The organism is Lentzea albidocapillata subsp. violacea (assembly GCF_900100275.1).
Taxonomy (GTDB): domain Bacteria; phylum Actinomycetota; class Actinomycetes; order Mycobacteriales; family Pseudonocardiaceae; genus Lentzea; species Lentzea violacea.
Genome location: NZ_FNET01000002.1, coordinates 59250 through 81701, shown reverse-complemented (window position 1 = coordinate 81701; position 22452 = coordinate 59250). Strand labels below are relative to the sequence as shown.

The following is a 22452-nucleotide window of genomic DNA, read 5'->3' as shown; positions in this document are numbered from 1 at the left end:
ATCGGATGTGTCTGCCGCCGGACGGCGCCGCGACGGGGCGGGGCCGGCGCGGGCAGCGGCCGGGTTCGTGGCCGCTCCCGCACAGCGGTGGGGGAGACCGGCATCAGAACCCCGGCGCCCCGGCCGCCTTGGCCAGCTGGGCGAACTGGTCCTGCGTCGCCTTCGCGACCTGCTCCGGCGTCATCGTCCCGACGATCATGTCCGCGAGGTTGATGTACAGGTCCGGGTTCGCGACCGCCAGCACCTGCAGGGAACCGACCGCGGTGCCCAGTGACGCGTGCACGTCGAGCAGCGCTTTCGGCACACCGGCGGGGTTCGCGACGGCGGGCTGCAGCGAGACGGTCCTGCGGGCGGTGACGAACTCCTGGTAGCCGGGCCCCATCCAGTACGCGAGCAGCTGCCGGGCCGCCGCCTCGCGCCGGGCGTCCCCGGTACGGAACGCGACGAGCGCGTTGGACTGGTCCGGGATGAACGTGCCGACGTTGCCGGACGGCGAGATCGGGAAGAACCCGATCCTCCGATCGAGCGCCGCAGTGTCGGACTTTGCCTGCAGCTGCCCGAAGAACGAGTTGACCTGCACGACCATCGCGGCCCTGCCGTCGAGCAGCGCGGCGCCCTGGTCCTCGAACTTCGCGGTCTTGATGTCGGCGTTGAACAGGCCTTCGTCGATGAGGGCCTTGTACTTCTTGATCGCGTCGACCACGACCGGACTGGTGAAGGTCTCCTTGCCGGTGTTGATCCTCTCCCAGAGACCGTTCCTGGCGGCGTCGGCGAGCAGCACCTGCACCCACCACTGGGTGGCCCAGCGGTCACCGGCCATCTCGAAGAACGGCGTGACGCCGTTGGCCTTGAGCGCCCTGGCCTTGGTGATCATGTCGTCGAAGTTCTTCGGCAGTTCCGTGATCCCGTTGGCCGCGAACACGTCCTTGTTGTAGTACACGCCTTCCACAGCCGGGCTGGTGACCAGTGCCGCATAGCGCGTGCCGTCGAGAAGGCCGGTGATGTCCTTGAGCTCCGGCGCCAGCTTCGGCAACCACGGCGCGCCGGTGAGCGGCTGGAGGTTCGCCTTGGCGTTGATCGCGGTGAGCATGGACGCGGTGGGCTGCCAGAAGGCGAGGTCCGGCTTGTCACCGGTCGCCACCTTGGTCTGCACGCCCTGTTCGTACGGATCCGGGATCGTCACGACGTCGACGTCGGCACCGGTCGCCTTCTCGAACGCCGCCACCACCTGCTCCGGCACCGTGTTGCTGTTCTGCGCGGCCCACATGGTCAGCTTGACGCCGCTGAGTGACGCGGTGGGATCGGCCCAGGAGACCGCTCCCACGGTCGCGGTGTCCGCACCGGGATCGCTGCACGCCGTGAGTGCCAAAAGGACGGTGGCAACGCCGATCAGTCTCTTCATCGTGCGAACCCTTCGGTGGGGGAGGTGACCTGGGTGATCCGGAACAGGCGGGCCGACGCGGGGACGCGGTGGGCGGTCAGGTTCAGCACTCCCGCGTCCGCGTCCCAGTCGCAGGTCCACTCGGGCAGATCGGACGGGTGGAGCACGTCGAGCTCGATGTCCGCGCCGCGCAGGTGCGGCAACGGCAGGGTGACGTCCGTCCGGTCACCACCGCGGCGCCAGACCGCCAGGTAGGTGAGGTCACCGGACTTCAGGGCGAGGCTCAGCCATCGGTCGTCCCACGCGGGAAGACCCAAGGGCCACAACGGAACCGCGGTGGCGAGGTCGGCGCGGATCTCCTGGTGCACCCGCACCGCCGCCCGCACGGCATCCAGCTGTGCCGCGGTCATGGCGTCGAGACGACCGGACAGGTACAGGCGGCCAAGCATCCCGGTGCACAGCGTGAAGGCCATCTCCTCGGCGGACATGCCCGGCTGCGGGTAGGCCCAGCTGGCCGACTGCTCCGGCAGCACCGACATCGGCGCGGCCACGGCGATCGGCGGGTAACGCAGGTGGTCCTGCTGGTCGCTGGTGGACTGCAGCTGCATCCGCGCCAGCATCGCGTAGTCCATCCGCATCGCGCCGGACGCGCAGTTCTCCAGGACCAGTCCGGGATGCCGGTCCAGGACCGCGTCGAGCCACGCGAGGTGCGCCCGGTTGCAGGCGAGCAGGCCGGCACCGACGCTGTCCGCGGCCAGGTCCGTGCCCGCACCACCGTCGATGTTGTAGTCGAGCTTGAAGTACCCCACGCCCAGCTCGCCGACCAGCCGGTCGACCACCGCGTCGAGGTGCGCGACGGCTCGCGGGTCGCGCAGGTCCAGGTGGTAGCGGCCGTGCTCGACCAGCCGGAAACCGCCCCGTTGCAGGAACGCCGACTCGGGCAGCCGGCCGGCCATCGGGCTGCGCACGCCGATCACCTCCGGCTCCAGCCACAGGCCGGGCACCATGCCGCGCGCGCGGATGTGCCCGATCACCTCCTCGATGCCGGCGGGGAACCTGGTCGACGACGGCTCCCACGCGCCGACACCGTCCCACCAGCTCGAGCCGTTGTCGTACCAGCCCGCGTCGACGCAGAACACCTCCGCACCCGCGCCGGCGGCCGCGTCGATCAACGGCAGCAGCTTCTCCGTCGTGGGATCGCCCATCAGCGTGTTCATGTAGTCGTTGAACACCACCGGCAACGCGGTGCGGTCGCGGTGCGGGCGCACGATCTCGCGCCGATGCCGGGTCAGCGCGGCGATCGCACCGTCCACACCGGACGCCGACACCGCCACCGACACCGGGACGGAGGTGAACGACTCACCCGGCAGCAGGCGCTGCTGCCACTGGTGGTCGATGTCGGTCGGCCCGAGCAGCGCGACGTAGACGCCGTTCATCCGCTCGGCCACCTCCCAGCGCCAGGCTCCGTTGTGCTCGACCTGCCACAGCCACGCCTGATGGGTGCGCCGGTCGACGAGCCCGCCGGTCGGCAGGACCGTTCCCGTCGACCACGTGCCGGTGCTGACGACGGCGACCCGGCCCCGGCCGTCCTGCCCGTGCAGCCCGAGGCCGAGGTCGGGCAGGGCACCGTCGCGCAACGGGTGGCGGACCCACCGTCCTTCTCCCAGCCACTCGCTGTCCGCTCTGAGCAGGTCGACGTCCTCGGCCCGCGCGTGGCCGAAGCCGGCGGCGAAGGAGCTCAACCCCTGCAGCAGCACCGGCTCCTGGCCCTGGTTGGTCACGGTGGTGGTGATCTGGCAGGCGGCGATCCCGTCCACCGAGCGGAACGTCGTGCGCGCCACCAGGCCGGTCAGCTCGTCCCTCAGGTCGATGTGCAGCTCGCGCCACTTGCCGTCGGTGCCGCTGGAGGAACCGGCGAAGACCATCCGCGTGCCCACCGCGGTCTCGGAGAACCGGTGCGAGACCCGGGCCCGTCCCTGGCCCGCCACCAGCAGCTCGACCAGCGGCTGCACGGCCCGGGGACGATCAGCGCGGTCGCCTCCGGCGGTGAGCGAACGGACGCCGACCGGGCCGCCGGACGACACGTCCACCACCAGTTCCAGCGCGCAATGGCCCCAGACCACGCTGGTCGCGGACTCCATCGAAATCACAGTGGGCCCTCATTTCCGCTGGTCAACTTTGTGTGACCGGTCACATCGTCGGCACAGTGTGAGCGTTAACATGCCGACGTGGAAAGAGCGCGTTACCTAGTTGTTACGCCTGGGTGCAGTGGACTCGCGAACCACGAGCGAAGGCGGCGAGAGCGCGACCGGCGGCTGTGGTTCGCCTGCCAGCTCGGCGGCGATGGCCGTCAGGCAGGCTCGTCCGAGCGCGACGAAGTCCATCCGCACGGTCGTCAGGGCCGGTGTCCAGTACGCGGCGCCGGGCACGTCGTCGAAACCGATGATGCTGACGTCTCCCGGCACGTCCCTGCCCGCTTCGTAGAGCGCGCGACGCACCGCCAGCGCCGTGTCGTCGTTGCCGCACAACACCGCCGTGACCGCCCGTTCGGCCGCCAGCCGCACACCAGCCTCGTAGGCCGACCGGACGTCCCAGCCGGCCGTGAGCACCTCGGGAACGAGCGCCCCCGCGTCCTCCAGCGCGGTACGCCACCCCGCCCGGCGGGCACTCGTGCCGCTCTCCGACGGGATCGCGACGTGGTGCACCGTGTGGTGCCCCAGGTTCAGCAGGTGTCTTGTCGCGTCCGCGGCCGCCTGCCGTTCGTCGAGGAAGATCATCGAACGCGAGACACCGGTGAGCCCACCGGCCTCGGTGGCGGCCACGGCGGGAACCTTCGCCGGCAACGCGCGCAGCACCTCCGCGCCCGCGGTGTCGAACGCGATCACCACGACGCCACCCGCGTCGGGATCGCTCACGTGCTCGACCGCGTGCCGGACGTCTGCCGGACCGTCCGACTCCACGACCCGGACACCGACGGCGAACCCCTCCGACCGCGCGGCCTCCTCGATCCCCTGCAACGTCGCGGCGTACCCGTAGAGGGTGGTGTTGGCAGTCACCACCGTCACCGAGTTCGACCGCCCCGACCCCAGCGCGCGAGCGGCCCGGTTGGGGCGGTAACCCAGCCGTGCGATGACCTCGAGCACGTGGCTGCGCGTGTCGGCGTTCACCCGCGGCGAGTCGTTGAGCACCCGTGACACGGTCTGGTACGAAACCCCGGCGGTCGCCGCGACATCACGGATGCTCGGCGTGGTGGAAGATCGACGTGTCACGCCGACATCGTGATCGTTGCCGGTCGTGCCGTCAAAACCGGCCGGCGGTGCCCTGTAGGTCAGCTGAGCAGCTCCGCGACGTGCACAACGCGCGAGGGAGCCCAGGTCTGACGCCCTCCGCCGTGGAAGTCCACCCGGACGTTGTTGTCGCGCACCACCGCGGTCACCCTGCCGACCGGCCCGATCGAGCCGTACAGCCGGACGACGTCCCCTGCGAACAGATCGCTCGCGCGCTTCAGCCCGATGTTCCGTGCGGACGACGCAGGCCTCACCCAGGTGGTGAAGAACCACCACGCCGCACCGGACACCGCCGGAGCGGTGACCACCAGAATCCCGGCCGCGACCGGGAACGCGGCCATCAGCGTGACCGCGACGATCGGCGCCCACAGGAACCCGACCGCCGCGGCGACGCAGGCGGAACTCACCGGCCGGTCGCCGACCTGGAGCCAGCCGGTCGTGCGGACCCAGCCCTGCGCCGTCAGCCCGCGCGGCGGCCTGCCGTCCTCCAGACGTGGTGCCGGCTCGACGTCGATCGGCTCGGCGAACAGATCGACCCGATCCTCACTTCTCACGCCGCCACCTCAGTTCGTCCTTCTGGTTGCGGACGCACACCATCTCCCTGCCCGTGAAGGATGTCCGCCGCTCACCTTCGGTGGTACACCGTCCGCCTCTCAGGATGTCGTCCCACAGATCGTCAGGCGGCGCGGTAGACGCCGGCGCCGACGATGACCGCGGCGGGGGAGACGCCGCCGGCGCTGGAACGGTTGTCGCGGTGGTGGTCGTGGTTGTGGTCTGCGCGGACGACGAAGGCGCGCTGGTCGCCGTCACGTTCGTTCCGCCGGGATCACAGCTGGTCGCCCACACACCACGGCGGTCGTGGCGAGCGTCGGACTCGACCGTCGCGAGGTCTTCGCGGGCCGCCGGATCCGCGGGCGCCGCGCCGTCGTGCACGATGGTCCGTGCGTAGTCCTCGCCGTCGGGCAGCAGGACGTCGACCATGATCTGATCACCGCCGGAACCGTCGTCCCTCCTCATGACGAGCCGCACGTCCTTGCCGAGCAACAGGTTCTGGGCGGCAGCACGGGACTCCGCCCGCCAGCAGTCGCCGACCGGGCGCACTCCGGCGACGCGGGCCCGGACGAAGAGGCCGGTACCGGGCTCCACACCCTCGAAAGAGTCCACTTCGGACACCTTGTGGACAGTCACCTCGACGGAGTCACCTCTGCGCAGGTTCGCTTCCAGGCCGGGGCTTCCGTGCCGTCCCGGCACCACAACACCGTTGAAGGCGATCGCTCCCGTGGTGGCGACCGTGGTGACGACGCCCAGGCCGGCCAGCGCGAGCCGAGCGCCCTGGCTGGAGCGCCACCAGGAGCGGCGGACGAACCCTGGACAGATCATCGATGGTGAGCTGGGCAATGGCGATCCCGCCTTGGTGAGGGTCGGACGTGGCTGTCGCGCAGGCGGCCCACGTCAACCTTCACCGAGGTCACGTCTTCGGCGTTTCGCCTGGCAGTGCGGGTGCGTGTCGCCGCCAGGGCAGTGTTATCGCTAACAAACCGGTCGTCAAGATGGTAAAAGGTTCAATTGAATTTGGTGGTAATACTTCACGCGGGTGTGTGATGTGATTGCGCCTGCACTCACTCCGCCAGACGTGAAGTCGGCTGCCTCCAACAAAACTCAGTACAATTGCCATGTCAAGCGAAACGCGGCTGAATTGCCCACGACCATTCTGTGCGAGCGCTCGCGTGCGAGACTTTGGATCCGATCGAATCTCTCGCGGCGGTATCGGCCCCTGTGTCACCCTGACGGCGGGGGAGGTACTGGGGATGTGGTCTTTCGGACTGCTCGGAGCGTTTCGGGTGGAATGCGACGGTGCCGAGGTCGCTGTGGGCACACCGCAGATGCGCACGGTGCTCGCGTTGCTCGTATGGCACGCGAACGAGGTCGTGCCGGTCGGCCGGATGTTCGACGAGCTGTGGGGTGAGGTGCCGCCGCCGTCGGCGAAGGTGCAGTTGCAGGGCATCATCTCCCGGCTGCGGCGGGTGCTCGGCAAGGAGCGGATCGCGACCGCGGCCACGGGGTACGTGTTGCGTGCCGCTGCGGCGGAGCTCGATGTCGAGCTGGTACGGCAGGACCTGGCCGCCGCGCGCGGGTTGATCGCGGGCGGTGACGTGGCGTTGGGGGCTACGAGGTTGCGCGAGGCGCTCGGCCGCTGGCGCGGTCCCGCCGACGTGCACCTCACCGAGCCGGTCGCCGCGCAGCTCGAAGAGCTGCGGATGACGGTGCTGGAGGAGCGCGTCGACGCCGACCTCATGCTCGGCGGCACCGCCGACCTGATCGGCGAGCTCACCGCCGCCGCGGCCGCGCATCCGCTGCGCGAACGGGTACGCGCCCAGCTGATGACCGCGCTGGCACGGCGCGGCCGGGTGCCGGAGGCGCTCGACGTGTTCCTCGCGTTCCGCCGCACCATGGTGGACGAGCTGGGCGTCGAACCGTCGGAGCAACTACGCGCGCTGCACGCCCGCATCCTGCGCGGCGAACCGGTCGCGCGGCCCGCGTTGCCGTTGCCGCGCAAGGCACATCAACCGCGCCAGCTGCCACCGGCGCTGCCCGACTTCGTCAGTCGCGAGGAGTTGCTCACCGAGCTGGCGGACGTGCTCACCGCGCCGCGCCGGGAACACGGACCGCTCGTCGTCGTCTCGGGCGCCGCGGGGCTCGGCAAGACGGCGCTCGTCGTGCAGCTGGCGCACCGGGTGCGCGAGCGTTTTCCGGACGGTCAGCTCTTCGCGACGTTGCGCGGCGACGACACGATGGCGGTGCTGCAGCAGTTCCTGCGCGCGCTCGGGGTACCCGCCGACCTCGTGCCCGCCGCAGAGGACGAATGCTCGGCACTGCTGCGGGACCTGCTGGCCGGACGGGAGGTGCTGCTGGTCGTCGACAACGCGGCCGACGCGCGCCAGGTGCGGCCGTTCGTGCCGGCCGAACCCGGCTGTGCGGTGCTGGTGACGAGCAGGCGCACGCTCGGCGAGCTGGAGGGCGCGCGACTGGTGCGGCTGGGCCTGCTCGACGCCGCCGAGTCAGCCGAGCTGCTGACCAACATCGTCGGAGTGCCACCGGGCGACGCGCTGGTGGCGCACTGCGGCGGGTTGCCGCTGGCGTTGCGAATCGCGGGCGCGCTGCTGCTCGACCATCCACACTGGACGGTCGACGACCTGGCCGCCCGCCTCGCCGACGAACGCACCAGGCTCGACTGGCTGGAGGCGGGCGACCTCGGCGTGCGGGCGAGCTTCGACGCGAGCTACCGGCAGCTGTCGCAGTCGCACCAGATGTTGTTCCGCCGCCTGGGTCTGCTGCCCGCCACCACGGTGCCCGGCTGGCTCGCGGCCGCACTGCTGGACATCGAGCAGACCGGTGCGGAACGGGTGCTGGAAGACCTCGTCAGCTGGCACCTGGTGAGCACCGCCGGCGACGGCACCACGATTCGTTACGGCATGCACGACCTGTTGCGCTGCTTCGCCGCCGAACAGGCCGAACCCGAGCAGGGCGCCGTGCTCACCCGCGCGGTCGGCGCCTGTCTCGCGATGGCGGAGTCGATGGCCGCCCGGCTGCCCGCGGACGGGCTGAAATCCGCTTCCGGCACGGTGCCTGATGCCTGCGACCCGGTCGCGTGGTTCGACACCGAACTGCCGACACTGCAGGCCGTGGTCGAGACAGCGACGGTACGCGGCATGGCCGAACACGCCTGGGAACTGGACTCGTTGTGCCAGCGGTATTTCGACCACCGCGGACACAACGACGGCTGATTCCGGTGCCTAAGGGCAGGGCCGCACCGATGCCACGCGGGCGCCCGGCGGGAGGTTCCCCCGACCGCCAGGGTCCACGACGGCGATGAGGTCCACGTAGTTGTTCCGCCCATACAGGCACCATGGCGCGGCGGTGCGGTTGTACGCACTCCTGACCTCAGGCCGGGGGCCTGGGACGCCCAGGTCGGGGTCACCGACGCGGAGGATGATGATCCGCGCCGTGCCGCTGACACCGGTCCACATGCAGAACCGGTTCGCGGGACAGTCATTCCACGCGGCGGACGACACCGGCCCGGCGACGGCAGGGGCCGCTGCGAACAGCGACCCCGCCATCACCGCGCCGGCCACGAGCGCTGCTGCTCTGCTGGCCGGCACGACTCACCTCCGGTCAGGGGCACACCCGCAACGAGGTGATCCGGTTGCGGAACTCGGGCAGGATGTTCGCCCCGCCACCAGGCCCACCGGCCGCCATCAGGGCCGTGTAGTTGGCGCCGTCGTAGTGGCACCACCGCTGGCTGGTGCGGTTCCGCATGCTCTCGGCGTTGTTGTTGAGCCCGCTGGGGCCGGGAGCGGCACCGAGGTTGGCGTCACCGACGCGGAAGATGCCGATCCCACCCGTGCCGTTGAGACCCGTCCAGATGCACAACCGTTCCGCAGGGCAGTCACTGTAGGCAGCGACCGACATGTCACCGCTCGGCTCGGTGATCTCCGGGACGGAGGACGCGTTCGCGGGCATCGACACCAGCGACGCCGCGAACGCGGCCCCGGCCAGAACCGTCAGGGTTTTGCGAATCAAGAGAACTCCCCCTTCTCAGGAAGAGGCGATCTCGCCTCCGTCAACCAGACTGGGGAACCGCGCTAACCGTCCACTAACAGCGACTAACCGTCACAGGTCGGTACACCTAGCCGAGGCAGCGCCTTCTCCCGCCCGGATGCGCTGCATCGAGCGGACGGGACAACTCCTCAATCAGGGCCCCGCTGGCTTGAAGGCACAGGTTCAGTCCTTGGCGTCGCGGACGTCCGTTCCGTGCTCGGCGAACGCCTTGAAGTCCTGCATGTGCTGGAGCGACTGCTTGCGGAAGGCGCCGGGCATCAAGAGCCCCACCACCCGCATCAGCAAGCCGCTGAACCGGTACTCGTTCTCGCTCACCCAGAGCGTCGTCTCCGGGCCGGTTTCGGTGAAACGTTCGCGCGCGGCGTTCCACATGCCCTTGCCGACGATCTCGCGTTCGTAGTGGACGACCACTTCCCTCGCGATCCCGTGCAGGTCCACCGGTTCCCGGCGGGTGATGGTCTCGGTGCCCTCGAACTCCTGCTGCCCCGTCCGCATCACCACTCGCGACCTGGTGCCGACATGTCCGTGCACCCCGCTCACCGGCTCATGCAGCACCAGGCCCCGCAGCCACTTCGGCATGTGTTCCGGGTCGGCGAGCAGCTGGACCACCCTCTCCCGAGGCAGGGCGATCTCCAGCGAAACGGTGTACTTCATGACGGAGCGCTCCAGTTCTCGAGTGTGCGGGAGATCAGTCTTGCCGACCGCACGCCGCGAGTTTGCGCCGGGTCCGCCGGCCTTGCGCCACCATGACACGAGGCCGGCCTGCGTTGCCGTGATCACGGCGATGACCCGGCCCGCCGCCGGATCGGCCTGGGAGTCAGTCCGGCGGACCCGTCCACCGGGGCACTCCCGGCAGGTCGAGGCCGAACTGGTCGAGCACCCGCGCGACGATGTGCGTGATGATCTCGTCGATCGAGGTCGGGCGAGTGTAGAACGCGGGCATGGGCGGCGCGATCACGGCGCCCATCCTGGTCAGTGCCAGCATGTTCTCCAGGTGGATCTCGGAGAGCGGCAGTTCGCGCGGCACCAGCACGAGTTTGCGGCGTTCCTTCAGGGTGACGTCGGCGGCGCGCGGGATCAGCCCGTCGCCGTAGCCGGTGCGCACCGCCGCGAGCGTCTTCATGCTGCACGGTACGACGATCATGCCGTCGGTGCGGAACGAGCCGCTCGCGATCGCCGCGGACGCGTCGCCAGGGCCGTACGAGACCGTGGCGAGCGCACGGACGTCGGCGGCCGTGAAGTCGGTTTCCATCTCCAGCGTCGCGCGGCCCCAGCGGCTGAGCACCAGGTGGCTCTCGACCTCCAGTTCCCGCAACGCCTCGAGCAACCGCACTCCGATGATCGTGCCGGTCGCGCCGGTGATCCCGACGACGAGTCTCAACGGAAGCTCCGGCAGGTCGTGGCGGACAGTGCGAACGGCGTGGTGGCGTCGATGAACGTGCGGGTCGTGCCGCCGCGTCCGCCGCGCCAGTCCGCGGCCTGCGACGGATCCATCGACAACGGGCGGAAGCCGTCGGACGTCGTGCAGTCCGTGCCGAGGTTCGAGCGGGTCGTCACGGCCCACCACACGTCCTCGGGGTTGCGCAGGTTCACGTCGGGATCGGTGAACACGATCAGCTTCACGAACCGGTGCTGGGTGAAGATCCGCCGGGCGATGTGCGCGAGCCGTTCGTCCGAAGTGGACGACGTCTTGCGGATCGCGACGGCGAGCGTGAGCATGCCGCCGCCCGCCGGGGTGAAGTGCAGGTCGTCGATCAGCCGCCAGTCGTCGTCGGTGCCCGACAGCGCGACCGACAGCGCGCCGGCGAGACCGAGGATCACCGACTGCTCGCGGCCGGGCCCGATCACCGCCTGGTAGGCCGGGGCGCGGCGGGTGGTCACGGCGGTCACGGTGATCACCGGCAGACCGGCCCGCGAGTCACCGTCGTAGCCGAGGAACTCGGGCAGTGACACCGGTGGCGGCTCGTCGGCGAGCGTGCCGTCGAGGTAGCCCTCCAGCACGATCTCCGAGTCCGCGAGCACCCGCACCGGCTGGGTGACGCCGTCGGCGACCCTGATCGGGGCACCGGCCAGCGCGCCCGCCAGCTCCAGTTTGGTCGCACCGGCCGGAAGTACGGCACTCGACAACGCCGAGGCCACCAGCGCGGCCGGGGGAACACCGATGTTGATCGACACCGGCAGTCGTCCGGACTGCTGGTACAACGCCAGGAGCTGACGGCCGGGCACCATCCAGATGGCGAGCCGGGAGTCGTCGAGCACGAGCATCCGGTGCACGGACAGCGCCTCGCCCGCGTGCACCAGGCCCATCGTCAGGAACGGCCCGGCGTCGCGCGGCGTGGCGCGCAGCACCGGCAGCTTCGCCAGCGCCGAGACCTTCTGCTGACACGGAACCGAGGTCACGTGTTCCGGTGCGATCCGGCCGGACGTCAATTTGGCCACCGCGTCCACTGTGGATCGTTCGGGTAGGCCGGGCAGCCACGAACGCACCCTGTCCTCGTCGCCGTACATGCCCAGCAGTACCGGAATCCGGTGGCCGGTCGCCGTGTAGCGGACGGTCGGTTCGGAGCGTGACACCGACGTCGCGGGTACTCCCGCGTACCGGGCCGCGAAGTCGGCGGCGATCCGGTCCGCCGGGAGCGCGACGTCGTGGGTGAGCACGGACTCACCCACCGCGTCACGCAGCGAGAGCGCTTTCATGCCGCCGTCCTGGCGTGCGCGAACCGGTCGAACCAGGCGCGCGGGCTGCTCGCCCGCAGCAGCCCGGTCCCGACCAGCAGGGCGGCGAACCCGGCGTCGATCAGCCGGGCGCCGGTCTCGGGCGTGTCGATGCCGCTCGCGCTGACCGCGCAGGGCGTGCCGGAAGCGAGCACCGCGGGCAGCAGGCCGAGCCCGCGGCCGAGGTCGGCGGAGCCGCGTTCGCGGTCCTTGATGTCCTTGTTGTTCACCGCGATCACGCACTCCGAGGCATCGGCCGGGAGCTCACCGGCGCCGGTCACCTCGACGAACGGGGTCAGGCCGAGCGCCAGTGCCCGGTCGACCACCCTGGGCAGGGTGGTCGCCGGGAGCAACGCCGCGGTGAGCAGGACGGCGGACGCGCCGAGCTGCCTGGCCTGCCGCAGCTGTGCCTGCGAGGTGATGAAGTCCTTCTGCAGCAACGGCACGTCGATCAGCGACGCCACCTCGCGGAGCAACTCGGCGTTGCCGCCGAACCACCGGCCGGTCACCACGGACACGCAGGCCGCGCCCGCCTCGCGGTAGGCGCCGACGACCTCGGCCACCGAACGCCCGCCGAGCAGGTCCGTGCCGGCCGCGTCCCGCAGTTTCACCTCCGCGATCACCGGCACCCGTGCTCCGGTGATCGCGTCCACAAATGCACTCATGTGTCCTGTCCTGTGCTCACGCGGCCACTCGTTCCGTCCAGTTGCGCCGCAGCGCGGACACCGCCGCCGCGTCGAACGCCCCGGAGGCATCGCGGGCACCGGTGTCCACGTCCACCCCGCGGAACAGCGGATGGGCGGCGACCTCGGCGAACGCGTCCGCGTTGGCCGAGGTGATCCCGCCGGCCAGCAGGAACGGCACGCTCACCGCGTCCACCAGGTCCAGCACCGTCGCGGGCGGGAGCGACCGGGCGGTGCTGCCGATCCGCCCGTCCGCGCCGACCGCGTCGACGAGGAACGAGTCGACCCCGGCCCGTTCGTACGCCCGGATCAACGGCCGCTCCGGGCAGGACGACCCGCTCACGTGCAGCACCTTGATCACGTGCACGTCGAGCTCCTTCAACGCCCGCACGGTGCCCGGCGGCTGGTAACCGTGCAGCTGCACGACCCGGATGCCGGACACCGCCAGCACGTCCCGCACGTCCGCGGCCAGTGTCACCAGCACCGGCGTGATCAGGTGTGCCGCCGCGGCGAGCGACGTGAGCCTGCCGACGGTGAGGTCGGCGTGGCCACCGGGAACCCCGTGCCACAGCCCCACCAGGTCGGCACCCGCCGCGGCGAGCAACCCGAGGTCCGCCGTGCTGGTCGCGCCGCAGACCTTCAGCTCAGGCATCGGCAAGCGTGGGCACGGTGGGCAGCGCGGCGAGTGCCGCGTCGAGCCCGGCCTGCGAGTACGCCTCGTCCCGCAGCGCGCCGGTCAGGTGCGCCTCGTAGGCCGACAGGTCGAAGTGGCCGTGTCCCGACAACCCGAACAGGATCGCCTCGGAACGGCCCTCCTCCTTGCAGCGCAACGCCTCCGCGATCGCGACCGAGATCGCGTGCGTCGACTCCGGCGCGGGCACGATGCCCTCGGTCCGCGCGAACTGGATGCCCGCGGCGAAGCACTTCGTCTGCTCGACCGCGACGGCCTCCAGCAGGTCCGCTTCCAGAGCCGCGCTCACCAGCGGCGCCATGCCGTGGTAGCGCAGGCCTCCCGCGTGGAACGACGGCGGCACGAACGTGTGGCCCAGCGTGTGCATCTGCAGCAACGGGGTCAGGCCCGCGGTGTCGCCGAAGTCGTAGGCGAGCTTGCCGCGGGTCAGCGTGGGGCACGCCGCGGGCTCGGCCGCCACCACCCGCACCGACGGGCCGCCCCGCAGTCGCTCACCGATGAACGGGAAGGTGAGGCCGCCGAGGTTGCTGCCGCCGCCCGCGCAGCCGATCACCACGTCGGGGTAGTCGTCGGCCAGCCTGAACTGCGCCAGCGCCTCCTGGCCGATCACGCTCTGGTGCAGCAGCACATGGTTGAGCACACTGCCGCCCGCGTAGTTCGTCTCGGGGTCGTTCATCGCGACCTCGAGCGCCTCGGACGTGGCGATGCCGAGGCTGCCCGGGCAGTCCGGATCGTCGGCGAGGATCTTCCGGCCGGCCTCGGTCTCGGTGCTCGGCGACGCCACGCACCGTGCGCCGTAGGTCTCCATCAGCAGCCTGCGGTAGGGCTTCTGGTGGAAGCTGACCTTGACCATGTAGACCTGCACCTGCAGGTCGAAGAGCGCGCCCGCCAGTGACAACGACGAGCCCCACTGACCGGCGCCGGTCTCGGTGGCGAGCTTGCGGATACCCGCCTCGCGGTTGTAGAACGCCTGCGCGATCGCGGTGTTCGGCTTGTGGCTGCCCGCCGGGCTGCCGCCCTCGTACTTGTAGTAGATCCGCGCGGGCGTGTCCAGAGCGCGCTCCAACCGGCGAGCGCGGAACAACGGCGCCGGCCGCCACTGCGCGTAGATCTGCCGCACCGGCTCCGGGATCTCGATCTCCCGCTCGCGGCTCAGCTCCTGCTCGGCCACCGTCGCCGGCATGATCGGCGTGAGGTCGTCGACGGTGATCGGCGCACCGGTTCCCGGATGCAGCAACGGCTGCAGGCCGGGCAGATCGGCGGCCAGGTTGTACCAGGTGGTGGGGATGTCCTTCTCGTCGAGCAGGTACTTGATCTGGTCGGTCATCGCATGTCTCCAGGTTGTGCGTCGGCGAGCAGGGATCCCGCGGCGAACCGGTCGCCGGCGGCGAACAGCCGCGGGTGTGCGGCGCGCAGGCCGTCCAGCACGAGGTCGTGGGGCAGGTCGTCGAACTCGCCGTGCTCGTGCAGGAACTCCATGTGCTCACGGCCACGCGAGTCGAACGGGTGGTACAGGCTGTCGGCCGTGCCGTCGAAATCCAGCGGCGTGATGCCGTAGAGCCGGCACAGCATCTTGTTGAACACCGGGGTGGCGCGCACCCATTTCTGTCCGTTGTAGACAGACGTGAGGCAGTGGAACCGGAACACGTCGCCGCCGACGAGCTCCCGCAGCCGTGGCGAGGCCAGGTGGTTGCGGACGTCGGTGAGCACGAGCCGGGCCGGTACGCCGATCGACCGCAGCGCGGCGGCGTACACGATCGACTTGTGGATGCACATGCCTGATCCGCCACGCAGCACCGCGCTCGCGCGCAGGCCCTCGCGGGACAGGTCGGCGCCGTACACCTCGTACCGGATCTTGTCCCGGACCGCGTAGTAGAGGGCGACGGCCTGCGCCATGGGCGAATCCGCAGTGGACACGGTGCGTGCCACGAAGGCCCGCACCTCGTCCGAGTCGTGATCGATGAACTCCACGGTGCTCCTATTTCAGGCCGAGCATCGCGGCGATGCGGTTGCGTTGGATCTCGGAGGTGCCCGAGTAGATCGTTCCGGCGACGGCGTTACGGAGGTCTTTCTCCAGGCCGTACTCCGCCATGTAGCCGTTGCCGCCGAAGATCTGCACCGCGGCCATGGCGGACGCGACGTTCTGCTCGCTCGCGATGAGCTTCGTGATCGCCATGTCGGTGGTCACGCTCTCGCCACGGGTGACCTTGACCGCCGTGTCGTACAACCATTTCCTGGTCGTCTCGACGCCGATCTTCATGTCCGCGATGCGATGCGAGACGGCCTGGTACGAGCCGATCGGTGAGCCGAACGCGGTGCGTTCGCCCGCGTAGCCGACGCACCTTTCGAGCCGGTGTTCCATCTCACCGAGGTTGATCACGAACGAGCACAGGATCTCCCACTTCATCACGAAGTCGAGCACCAGGAAGCCACCACCGGCGCGGCCGACCACATTGGTCGCGGGAATCCGGCACTCGTCGAAGTACAGCTCGGCCAACGGCGCCGTCCGCAGTCCCATCTTGGGAATCGGATTGCCGACGGCGAACCCCGGCGTGCCCCGTTCGACGAGGAACGCGGTCGTGCCGAGCGGTCCGCCGTCGGGGTGCGTGCGGGCGTACACCACGAAGAGGTCGGCCACCGGCCCGTTGCTGACGAACGTTTTGCTGCCCGTCAGCACGAAGTCGTCGCCGTCGCGAACGGCTCGGGTGCTCATGGCGAGAGCGTCCGAGCCGCTGCCGGGTTCCGTGATCGCGTGGGCGCCGATCCTGCTCCCGTCGCACACCGCGGGCAGGTAGCGGTCTTTGAGAGACGCCGAACCGAAGCGCTGCAATGGAATGCCGGTGCTGACCAGGTGCGTGGAGATGGCGAAGTTGAGTCCGCCGTCCCGGCAGCCGTGCCCGAGGGCCTCCAGCAGGTACATGGTGGTGAGCAGGTCCTGCCCGAGCCCGCCCCACTGCTCGCCGAAGGGCAACCGCAGAATGCCGCATTCCCGCACGAGGTCCCACTTCTCGTGCGAGAAGCCACCTTCGGCGTCCCGCTCGACGTGGTTCTCGCTGAGCCGCGCGGACCACGCCGCGAGGCCGTTGCGCAGCGCGAGCTGGTCGGAGTTCCAGTTGATCACGAACCCGCTCCGGTCAGTAGTGGGAGAACTCGGCGGAGTCGAGGCTGTGCCGCTCGTTCCCGCGCAACGCGGGGGAGAAGACGCACACCAGCCTGAGATCCGTGTCCGGCGCCGCCACGAGGAAGTGCGGGTCGTTGTGGTCGAGCGCGTAGAGCGTGCCCGGCTCGATCGGATGCGCGACCCCGTCGAGGTCGATGACCTCGCCCCGTCCCGAGATGCAGTAGCAGGCTTCCAGGTGGTTGCGGTACTCCAGGCGGGACTTCGTGCCGGCGCGGACGATCGTGTCCGTCACGGTGTAGCCCATGTTGTCGGAGTTCAGCAGGAACCGCCTGCTCAGCCCGTTGCCCCAATCCACCGACGGGACGTCGTCGATCTTCCGGATGATCATTTCCGCTCCTTGTCTTCAGTGCTTCCGCTGGTGACGGGGATCAGGGCCTGTATCGAGATCTCGTTCGATCCGCTGTTGTATGTGGGCCTTTCGGCCGTGCCTCCAGGGGCCGCCTCAGGCCCGGCTGTCGCGAACACGGACCTCGATACCGGCCCTGGAGGGAGGGTGAGTGCGCGGACGAAGCCCGCGAGGTTCTCGACGGGATCGCCGTTCTCGACCTGCTCGACGGTCGCGCTGCCGATCACGACGGCGTCGGCACCCGCGGTGTGCAGGGCGACGACGTCGGCCCGCGTGCGGGCACCGAACCCGACCGCGATCGGCGCGGACGTCTCGGTCCGCAGCCGGCTGATCGGGTCGGCGAGCGCGGCGAAACCGCCGGGCGGGCGGGCGCCGCTGCGGCCGTAGTGCGCGACCAGGTAGAGGTAGGCCGACGCGTGCGTGGCGGAGTGCCGCCGCGTGTCGTCGGGGGAGTTCGGGTAGCAGGTGGTGACCAGCGGGAGTTCCCGCCGGGCCGCGGCCGCGTGGTAGTCGTCGCGCAGCCGTGGCGGGAGGCCGTGCAACAACAGGGCGTCCGCCGCCGAGTCCGCGATCCTGGCGACGAAGTCCGCGATGGGCGCGGGCTTGACGGTGTGGCTCCAGTCGGCCAGCAACGCGATCCTGGTGTGCCGCAGGCCGGGCACCACCTCGGCGAGGAAGTCGAGCACGGCGGGCAGGTCCACGCCCCTGGCGAGGGCGCGATCCGCGGATCGGCGCACCGTCGGGCCGTCGGTGAACGAGTTCGGGAACGGCACCGCGAGCTCCAGGCAGTCCACCCGGTGCTCGTCGAGCATCGTGACGACGTCGCGCAGGACGGGCAGTGGCGGGTCGCCCGCGTTGAGGAACAGCGCCAAACCTGGTGCGCCGCGGAAGAACTCAGCCATGGGCCACCACTCGTCGCATGCGCTCGGCCAGGGCCCGCGGGGCACCGTCGGCGACGGCGGCGCGGGCGGTCCGGAACCCGGCCGGGAGATCGGGTTCGTGCCCCGCGGCGACGGCGAGCGCGGCCGCGTTCAGGCACACCGTGTCCACCGCGGCCACCGGTGCCCGGCCGGTCAGCAGGTCCAGGAAGTGGGGGACGACGTCGTCCTGCGCCGATGCGGCGAGCTGGGTCAGGTCGCCGTCGCCGACCGGCCCGACCTGGAGGTCCAGGGCTCCGTGCACCGAGTTCGCCGTGAAGCTGATCAGCTCGTCGGCGCCGAGGTCGTTGGCGCACAACCAGATCCGCTTCTCAGGCTGCGCCTTGGCCAGTGCCCGCAGCGCCGGCAGGTGCGTCGCGTCGGACACGCCGGTGAGCTGGGCGGACACCGGGAGGTCGGCCAGGAACGGGCCGACCGTGTTGATCCAGCGCCCGATCGTGCGCAGGTCGAGCGGCAGCACGGTGCGCGCGAGCCTGGTCAGTTCGGTGGGGTAGACGAAGTAGCCGGCGAACGCGATGCCGAACCGGTCCAGCAGGTGGCCGGTCTCCTCGTAGGACCGGGTGAGTCCGATGCCGAGCCGGTCCAGGAGGTCGATCGACCCGACCCCGCCGGAACTGGCGCGGGAGCCGGTCTTCACCACCCGCACGTCCATCGCGGCGGCGACGAACGCGGCGGCGGTCGAGATGTTCGCGGTGCGGGGTCCGCCACCGGTGCCGACGATGTTGACCGCCCCGGGAAAGTCGTGGCCGTGTGCCGGTCTGCGTTCGTGCAGCGACTGGACGACCGTGGTCACGGCGGCGGGGTCCGGCATGGTGGTGGACAACGCGGCAAGCACCGCGGCCGCCTCCGCGCGGTCGACCCGCCGGTCGTGCAGCCGGTCCCAGAACGACCGGCACATCGGGAGCTCGACCGGGCGGCGGCGGTTGACCAGCGCGTCGAGCAGGTCGTGGGTCATCTGCCGGCTGCCTGCTGTGCTCCGGCCGGCTGCTGGACCTGGTTGACGAACGCGTTGATCGCGGCGATCGTGCGGAAGCTGTCGGGCTCGAGGTCGATGTCGTCCACCGCGAGCTCGAAGCGGTCCTCCAGCCAGGCGATGACCTTCAGCAGGCCGAGGCTGTCGATGACACCACCGGCGAGCAGGTCGTAGTCGGCCGCGAGGTCCTCGGTCGAGATGTCGGGCACGAACTCCTCGACGATGAACTTCGTGATCTCTCGGGTGTGGTCCATGTCCCTGTTCCCCTTGGTGTTCCTGCGGACGAGCAGCTGCCGGTCCGGCTTGCCCGTCGACGTCCTCGGCAACGGTTCGGCGGTGATGCGGATGGTGGACGGAATGGAGGTGGCCGCCAGCCGTTCGGCGCAGAACTGGCGCAGCACCAGGGTGTTCAGCCCGGAGGACGGTGCCCGGCGCAGCTCGGCGTGCAGCAGGTGCCCGGCGAGCGGGTCCGGCACGGCGACCACAGCGGCCTCGACGATCTCCGGGTGTTCCTGGAGGACCAGTTCGATCTCCTGGACGTTGGTGCGCACTCCCCGCACCTTCACCTGGAAGTCGTTGCGGCCCAGCAGGGTCAGCGCGCCGTCGGCGCCGACGCTGACGATGTCCCCGGTGCGGTAGAAGCCGTCGGCGGTGAACCGGTCCGCGTCGAGCGCGGGGTCGAGGTACCCGGTGGTCTGGAAGGGTGTCCGCACCTCCAGCTCGCCGGTGCCCGGTCCGTGCAGCGGCCCGTCCTCGGCGACGACCCTGATCTCCACGTCCGGCAGCGGTGTGCCGAGCGGGATCTGACCGGCGGGCAGCCGGGCCGGGTCGAGCTCGTGCACGAGGCTGTCGTTGGTCTCGGTGCAGCCGTAGAGGTTGTGGATGCGGGCGTTCGGGAACAGGGCGGGCAACCGGGCCAGGGTGCGCGCCGCGATCGTGTCGCCGGTGATGATCACCTGGCGGACGTGCGGCAGCGGCGGTCCGCCGGCCAGCAGTTCGAACAGCATCGGCACGGCCTGCACGACCTCGACCTCGTTGTCCCGCAGCAGGTCGGCGAGATGTGCCGCGTCGGTGCCGCGGGCGGGGTCGACCAGCACGACCGTGCCGCCGTGCTTGAGCGTCGCCCAGACGTCGAGCAGGCAGAGGTCGAAGTTCAGGGGGCTGTAGTTCAGCACCACCCCGGTGAGCCCGAAGTGCGCCGCCGCCCAGTCGGTGAACCGGTCCACCGCGCCCTCGGTGAGCGGCACGACCTTGGGCCTGCCGGTCGAGCCGGACGTGGTCAGCATGAACGTGCCGCGGGCCGGGTCGGGCGTGAAGGTGTTGACGCCTCCCTGACCCGGCCACTGAGCGTCCACTTCGGACAGGACGGTCGTGCAGCCGCTCGCGGTGAACAGCTCGGCGAGAGTCTGTTCGGCGAGGGTCGCCGAGGGCAGGAGGAACCGGCGCCCCGCCAGCAGGCAGCCGAGCACGAGTGCGACCGACTCCGGGCTCTTCGGTGCCCGCAGGCCGAGTGGTGCGCCGTCGTCCGGCAGGCACGCGATCCTGGCCTGAGCCTGCCGCGCGCCGAGGTACAGCTCGCGGTAACTGACGGTGCGGTCACGCCAGACGAGCGCCGGTGTGTCCGGCTGCTCGTGCGCGATGTTCACGAAATTGTCTGCCAACGACTGCAAGAGAATAACACCCCTGTTTTTTGCGCAGCCTGACCAGGCCCATACCCGGTGATCGGGAATGCAGCTGCCGTGCCGACGAAATAAAGTTTTCAACTACTGGTCGTTCGCGACCGAGTCCCCCCTCGGGCTGCGGCGACACTGTTCAAGTGTTAGCACGCGGAAGCTGGATACAAAAGAATTGTCCCGAAGTCTCTTTGTGTCCGGTGGTTCGGGTCGAGTGGCGCCTCCCCGCGCTCACTGGTCCGAGCAACCATATGTTGCTCCATGTCGCGGGGGCAATATGGACATTGGTGGTGATCCACTAGTCTTTTCGGCGGAGCTTGGACTGGGTTCGTGCCGAAAAATGGATCGCTTTTAATCGGGTGAACAAATGAACAAACTGCCGGTTCTTCGTGGTGATCGGACGACTACACAGCGCTTTTGTCACGCGTTGACGAACGGTAGTCGGGCGATTACACGGAAGGACTGAGTGAGCTGGTTTCCGGTCCGTGCCGACGTAGTTCGAGCCACGCCCGCTGCAGCCGCCGGACGAGTACGGTCAACGTCTCCTCCGGGAAGGTGAAGGGCAGTCTGAGGAAGTTGTCGTGGCCGCCGGTCGGATCGGCCGCCGCGCCGGGCACGACCTCGACGCCGTGACGGAGAGCGATCTGGGCGAAGACCCGCGCGTCGGTGCCCGGCAGCTCGACCCACAGCGCGGACCCGCCGTCGGGCACCCGCCAGCTCCACTCGGGCAGCGCCTCGGTGAGCAACTCGCACAGCTGGTCCAGCCGGGCCTGCAGCACCCGCGCACGGCCGGCCGCGATGGTGTCGAGCCGCGGCAGGATCCTGGCGGCGAGGGCCTGGTCCAGCACGGGACTCGCGAGATCGGCGAGCACCTTGTAGCGCGCGAGCCGTTCGATGATCCCGCCGGGGGCGCGCACCCAGCCCATTCGCAGCCCGCCCCACACCGCCTTGGCGAGCGACCCGACCGTGATGACCTCGGCGCCGTCCGGTGCGTAGCCCGCGATCGGCGGCAGCGGACCGGAGTCCCCGCCGGCCGAGGTGGCGTCGAAGGACGTGTACGCGTTGTCCTCCAGCACCGGCACCTCGAACCGGGCGGCGATCTCGGCGACGCGCCGGCGGCGGGACGCGGACATCAGGGCGCCGGTCGGGTTGTGGTAGGTCGGCATCACGTAGAGCAGCGCGGGCTGGTGCTCGGCGAACGCCCGTGTGAGGCCGTCGGCGGAGATGCCCTCGGCGTCCAGCGGCACCGAGATCATCTTGGCCCCGGCCGCGCGGAAGACGTCGAGGCAACCGGGCCAGCTCGGCGCCTCCACGACCACCGTCGAGCCCAGCCGCAGGTACATCTGCGCCACCAGTCCGAGTGCCTGCTGCGCGCCGGTGGTCACCAGCACCTGGTCCGGCACCGTTGGCACACATAGGTTCTGGTAATAGGCAGCGATCGCCTCGCGGAACGGCGGGAACCCGCGCGGGTGGTAGCCGACGTCGCCGAGCAGGCTGGTCATGTCCTCGTCGACCAGCTCCCGCAGCGCGTCCGCGAGCTCGGGTGCGGCCGGCTCGACGGCGAACGCCAGCGAGATCACCTCGCCCGGCCCGTCCACGAGCCGCTGGAAGATCGACGTCGCCCGGCCGCCGGGTACCCGGCCGTCCGCACCGGCCCGGCGTTTCACCGGCTCGGACGTCACCCTGGTGCCGCTGCCCCGCCTGCTGCCGACCATGCCGCTGTCGCGCAGCTCGTCGTACGCCGCGACCACGGTCGCCCGGCTCACCTGGAGCATCCTGGCCAGATCCCGTTCCGACGGCAGTCGTTCGCCGTGCGGCAGGTCGCCGGCACGCATGGCCCGGGCCATCGCGCCGGAGAGCTTGCGGTAGAGCGGGCCGCGGGCCGACGCCCAGTCGCCGAGCACCTCGACGAGCTCGGCCGGGTCCTGGAAACGGTCCATTTGGCGCTCCATTGGCACTGGTGG

The 22452-nt window shown here is 70.3% G+C and carries 21 protein-coding genes; 1 reads left to right on the top strand and 20 read right to left on the bottom strand.

The window, feature by feature from the left end; genetic code table 11:
• Positions 1-103: 103 nt before the first annotated feature.
• The 5 genes from BLR21_RS05385 to BLR21_RS05365 form a co-directional block, all read right to left on the bottom strand.
• Positions 104-1402, bottom strand: a complete 1299-nt coding sequence (locus BLR21_RS05385; protein ID WP_090004593.1) for an ABC transporter substrate-binding protein — start codon at positions 1400-1402, stop codon at positions 104-106.
• The gene (locus BLR21_RS05380; protein ID WP_090004592.1) at positions 1399-3522 is read right to left on the bottom strand and encodes a glycoside hydrolase family 36 protein; all 2124 of its coding nucleotides are present in this window, start codon (positions 3520-3522) and stop codon (positions 1399-1401) included. Before BLR21_RS05380 ends, BLR21_RS05385 begins: the two co-directional genes overlap by 4 nt.
• Before the next feature lie 105 nt (positions 3523-3627).
• A complete protein-coding gene (locus tag BLR21_RS05375) occupies positions 3628-4650 on the bottom strand; it encodes a LacI family DNA-binding transcriptional regulator (RefSeq protein WP_090004591.1) in 1023 nt (340 codons plus the stop codon).
• Between the two features lie 59 nt (positions 4651-4709).
• Positions 4710-5222: a hypothetical protein gene (locus BLR21_RS05370; RefSeq protein WP_090004590.1), complete on the bottom strand. Its 513-nt coding sequence runs from the start codon at positions 5220-5222 to the stop codon at positions 4710-4712.
• Positions 5212-6048 carry a hypothetical protein gene (locus BLR21_RS05365; RefSeq protein ID WP_090004589.1) on the bottom strand — a complete coding sequence of 279 codons (837 nt, stop codon included), beginning with the start codon at positions 6046-6048 and terminating at the stop codon, positions 5212-5214. The genes BLR21_RS05370 and BLR21_RS05365 overlap by 11 nt, the downstream gene beginning before the upstream one ends.
• Positions 6049-6476: 428 nt before the next feature.
• On the opposite strand from BLR21_RS05365, the gene BLR21_RS05360 reads away from it, so the two are divergent.
• Positions 6477-8453 (top strand): AfsR/SARP family transcriptional regulator, encoded by a 1977-nt coding sequence (locus tag BLR21_RS05360; RefSeq protein ID WP_176929488.1) that lies wholly within the window; start codon positions 6477-6479, stop codon positions 8451-8453.
• A 9-nt stretch (positions 8454-8462) separates the two neighbouring features.
• Here BLR21_RS05360 and BLR21_RS05355 read toward each other — a convergent pair whose 3' ends face one another.
• The 15 genes from BLR21_RS05355 to BLR21_RS05285 all read right to left on the bottom strand — a co-directional run bounded on the left by BLR21_RS05355 (position 8463) and on the right by BLR21_RS05285 (position 22428).
• Complete coding sequence (locus tag BLR21_RS05355) at positions 8463-8828, bottom strand: peptidase inhibitor family I36 protein (protein ID WP_143027613.1); 366 nt, start codon at positions 8826-8828, stop codon at positions 8463-8465.
• A gap of 13 nt (positions 8829-8841) precedes the next feature.
• Complete coding sequence (locus tag BLR21_RS05350) at positions 8842-9249, bottom strand: peptidase inhibitor family I36 protein (RefSeq protein ID WP_090004587.1); 408 nt, start codon at positions 9247-9249, stop codon at positions 8842-8844.
• Positions 9250-9450: 201 nt separating this feature from the next.
• Positions 9451-9942 carry an SRPBCC family protein gene (locus tag BLR21_RS05345; RefSeq protein WP_090005036.1) on the bottom strand — a complete coding sequence of 164 codons (492 nt, stop codon included), beginning with the start codon at positions 9940-9942 and terminating at the stop codon, positions 9451-9453.
• Positions 9943-10105: 163 nt separating this feature from the next.
• Positions 10106-10669 carry a UbiX family flavin prenyltransferase gene (locus BLR21_RS05340; protein WP_090004586.1) on the bottom strand — a complete coding sequence of 188 codons (564 nt, stop codon included), beginning with the start codon at positions 10667-10669 and terminating at the stop codon, positions 10106-10108.
• Complete coding sequence (locus tag BLR21_RS05335) at positions 10666-11985, bottom strand: UbiD family decarboxylase (protein WP_090004585.1); 1320 nt, start codon at positions 11983-11985, stop codon at positions 10666-10668. Before BLR21_RS05335 ends, BLR21_RS05340 begins: the two co-directional genes overlap by 4 nt.
• On the bottom strand, positions 11982-12668 hold the full coding sequence (locus tag BLR21_RS05330; RefSeq protein WP_090004584.1) for a beta/alpha barrel domain-containing protein: 687 nt from the start codon (positions 12666-12668) through the stop codon (positions 11982-11984). Before BLR21_RS05330 ends, BLR21_RS05335 begins: the two co-directional genes overlap by 4 nt.
• Before the next feature lie 16 nt (positions 12669-12684).
• Entirely contained in the window at positions 12685-13338 is a 654-nt protein-coding gene (locus BLR21_RS05325; RefSeq protein ID WP_090005034.1) for a phosphoribosylanthranilate isomerase, read from the bottom strand.
• Entirely contained in the window at positions 13331-14704 is a 1374-nt protein-coding gene (locus tag BLR21_RS05320) for a TrpB-like pyridoxal phosphate-dependent enzyme (protein ID WP_090004583.1), read from the bottom strand. The genes BLR21_RS05325 and BLR21_RS05320 overlap by 8 nt, the downstream gene beginning before the upstream one ends.
• A complete protein-coding gene (locus BLR21_RS05315; protein WP_256334488.1) occupies positions 14701-15348 on the bottom strand; it encodes a transglutaminase-like domain-containing protein in 648 nt (215 codons plus the stop codon). Before BLR21_RS05315 ends, BLR21_RS05320 begins: the two co-directional genes overlap by 4 nt.
• Positions 15349-15355: 7 nt before the next feature.
• Positions 15356-16498: an acyl-CoA dehydrogenase family protein gene (locus BLR21_RS05310; RefSeq protein WP_090004582.1), complete on the bottom strand. Its 1143-nt coding sequence runs from the start codon at positions 16496-16498 to the stop codon at positions 15356-15358.
• A gap of 13 nt (positions 16499-16511) precedes the next feature.
• On the bottom strand, positions 16512-16886 hold the full coding sequence (locus BLR21_RS05305) for an ectoine synthase (RefSeq protein ID WP_090004581.1): 375 nt from the start codon (positions 16884-16886) through the stop codon (positions 16512-16514).
• The gene (gene trpA, locus BLR21_RS05300; protein ID WP_090004580.1) at positions 16883-17806 is read right to left on the bottom strand and encodes a tryptophan synthase subunit alpha; all 924 of its coding nucleotides are present in this window, start codon (positions 17804-17806) and stop codon (positions 16883-16885) included. Before trpA ends, BLR21_RS05305 begins: the two co-directional genes overlap by 4 nt.
• Positions 17799-18797, bottom strand: a complete 999-nt coding sequence (locus BLR21_RS05295) for a hypothetical protein (protein WP_090004579.1) — start codon at positions 18795-18797, stop codon at positions 17799-17801. The genes trpA and BLR21_RS05295 overlap by 8 nt, the downstream gene beginning before the upstream one ends.
• Positions 18794-20476: a non-ribosomal peptide synthetase gene (locus BLR21_RS05290; RefSeq protein WP_256334487.1), complete on the bottom strand. Its 1683-nt coding sequence runs from the start codon at positions 20474-20476 to the stop codon at positions 18794-18796. The genes BLR21_RS05295 and BLR21_RS05290 overlap by 4 nt, the downstream gene beginning before the upstream one ends.
• A gap of 461 nt (positions 20477-20937) precedes the next feature.
• The gene (locus BLR21_RS05285; RefSeq protein ID WP_338061032.1) at positions 20938-22428 is read right to left on the bottom strand and encodes an aminotransferase-like domain-containing protein; all 1491 of its coding nucleotides are present in this window, start codon (positions 22426-22428) and stop codon (positions 20938-20940) included.
• Positions 22429-22452: the final 24 nt, after the last annotated feature.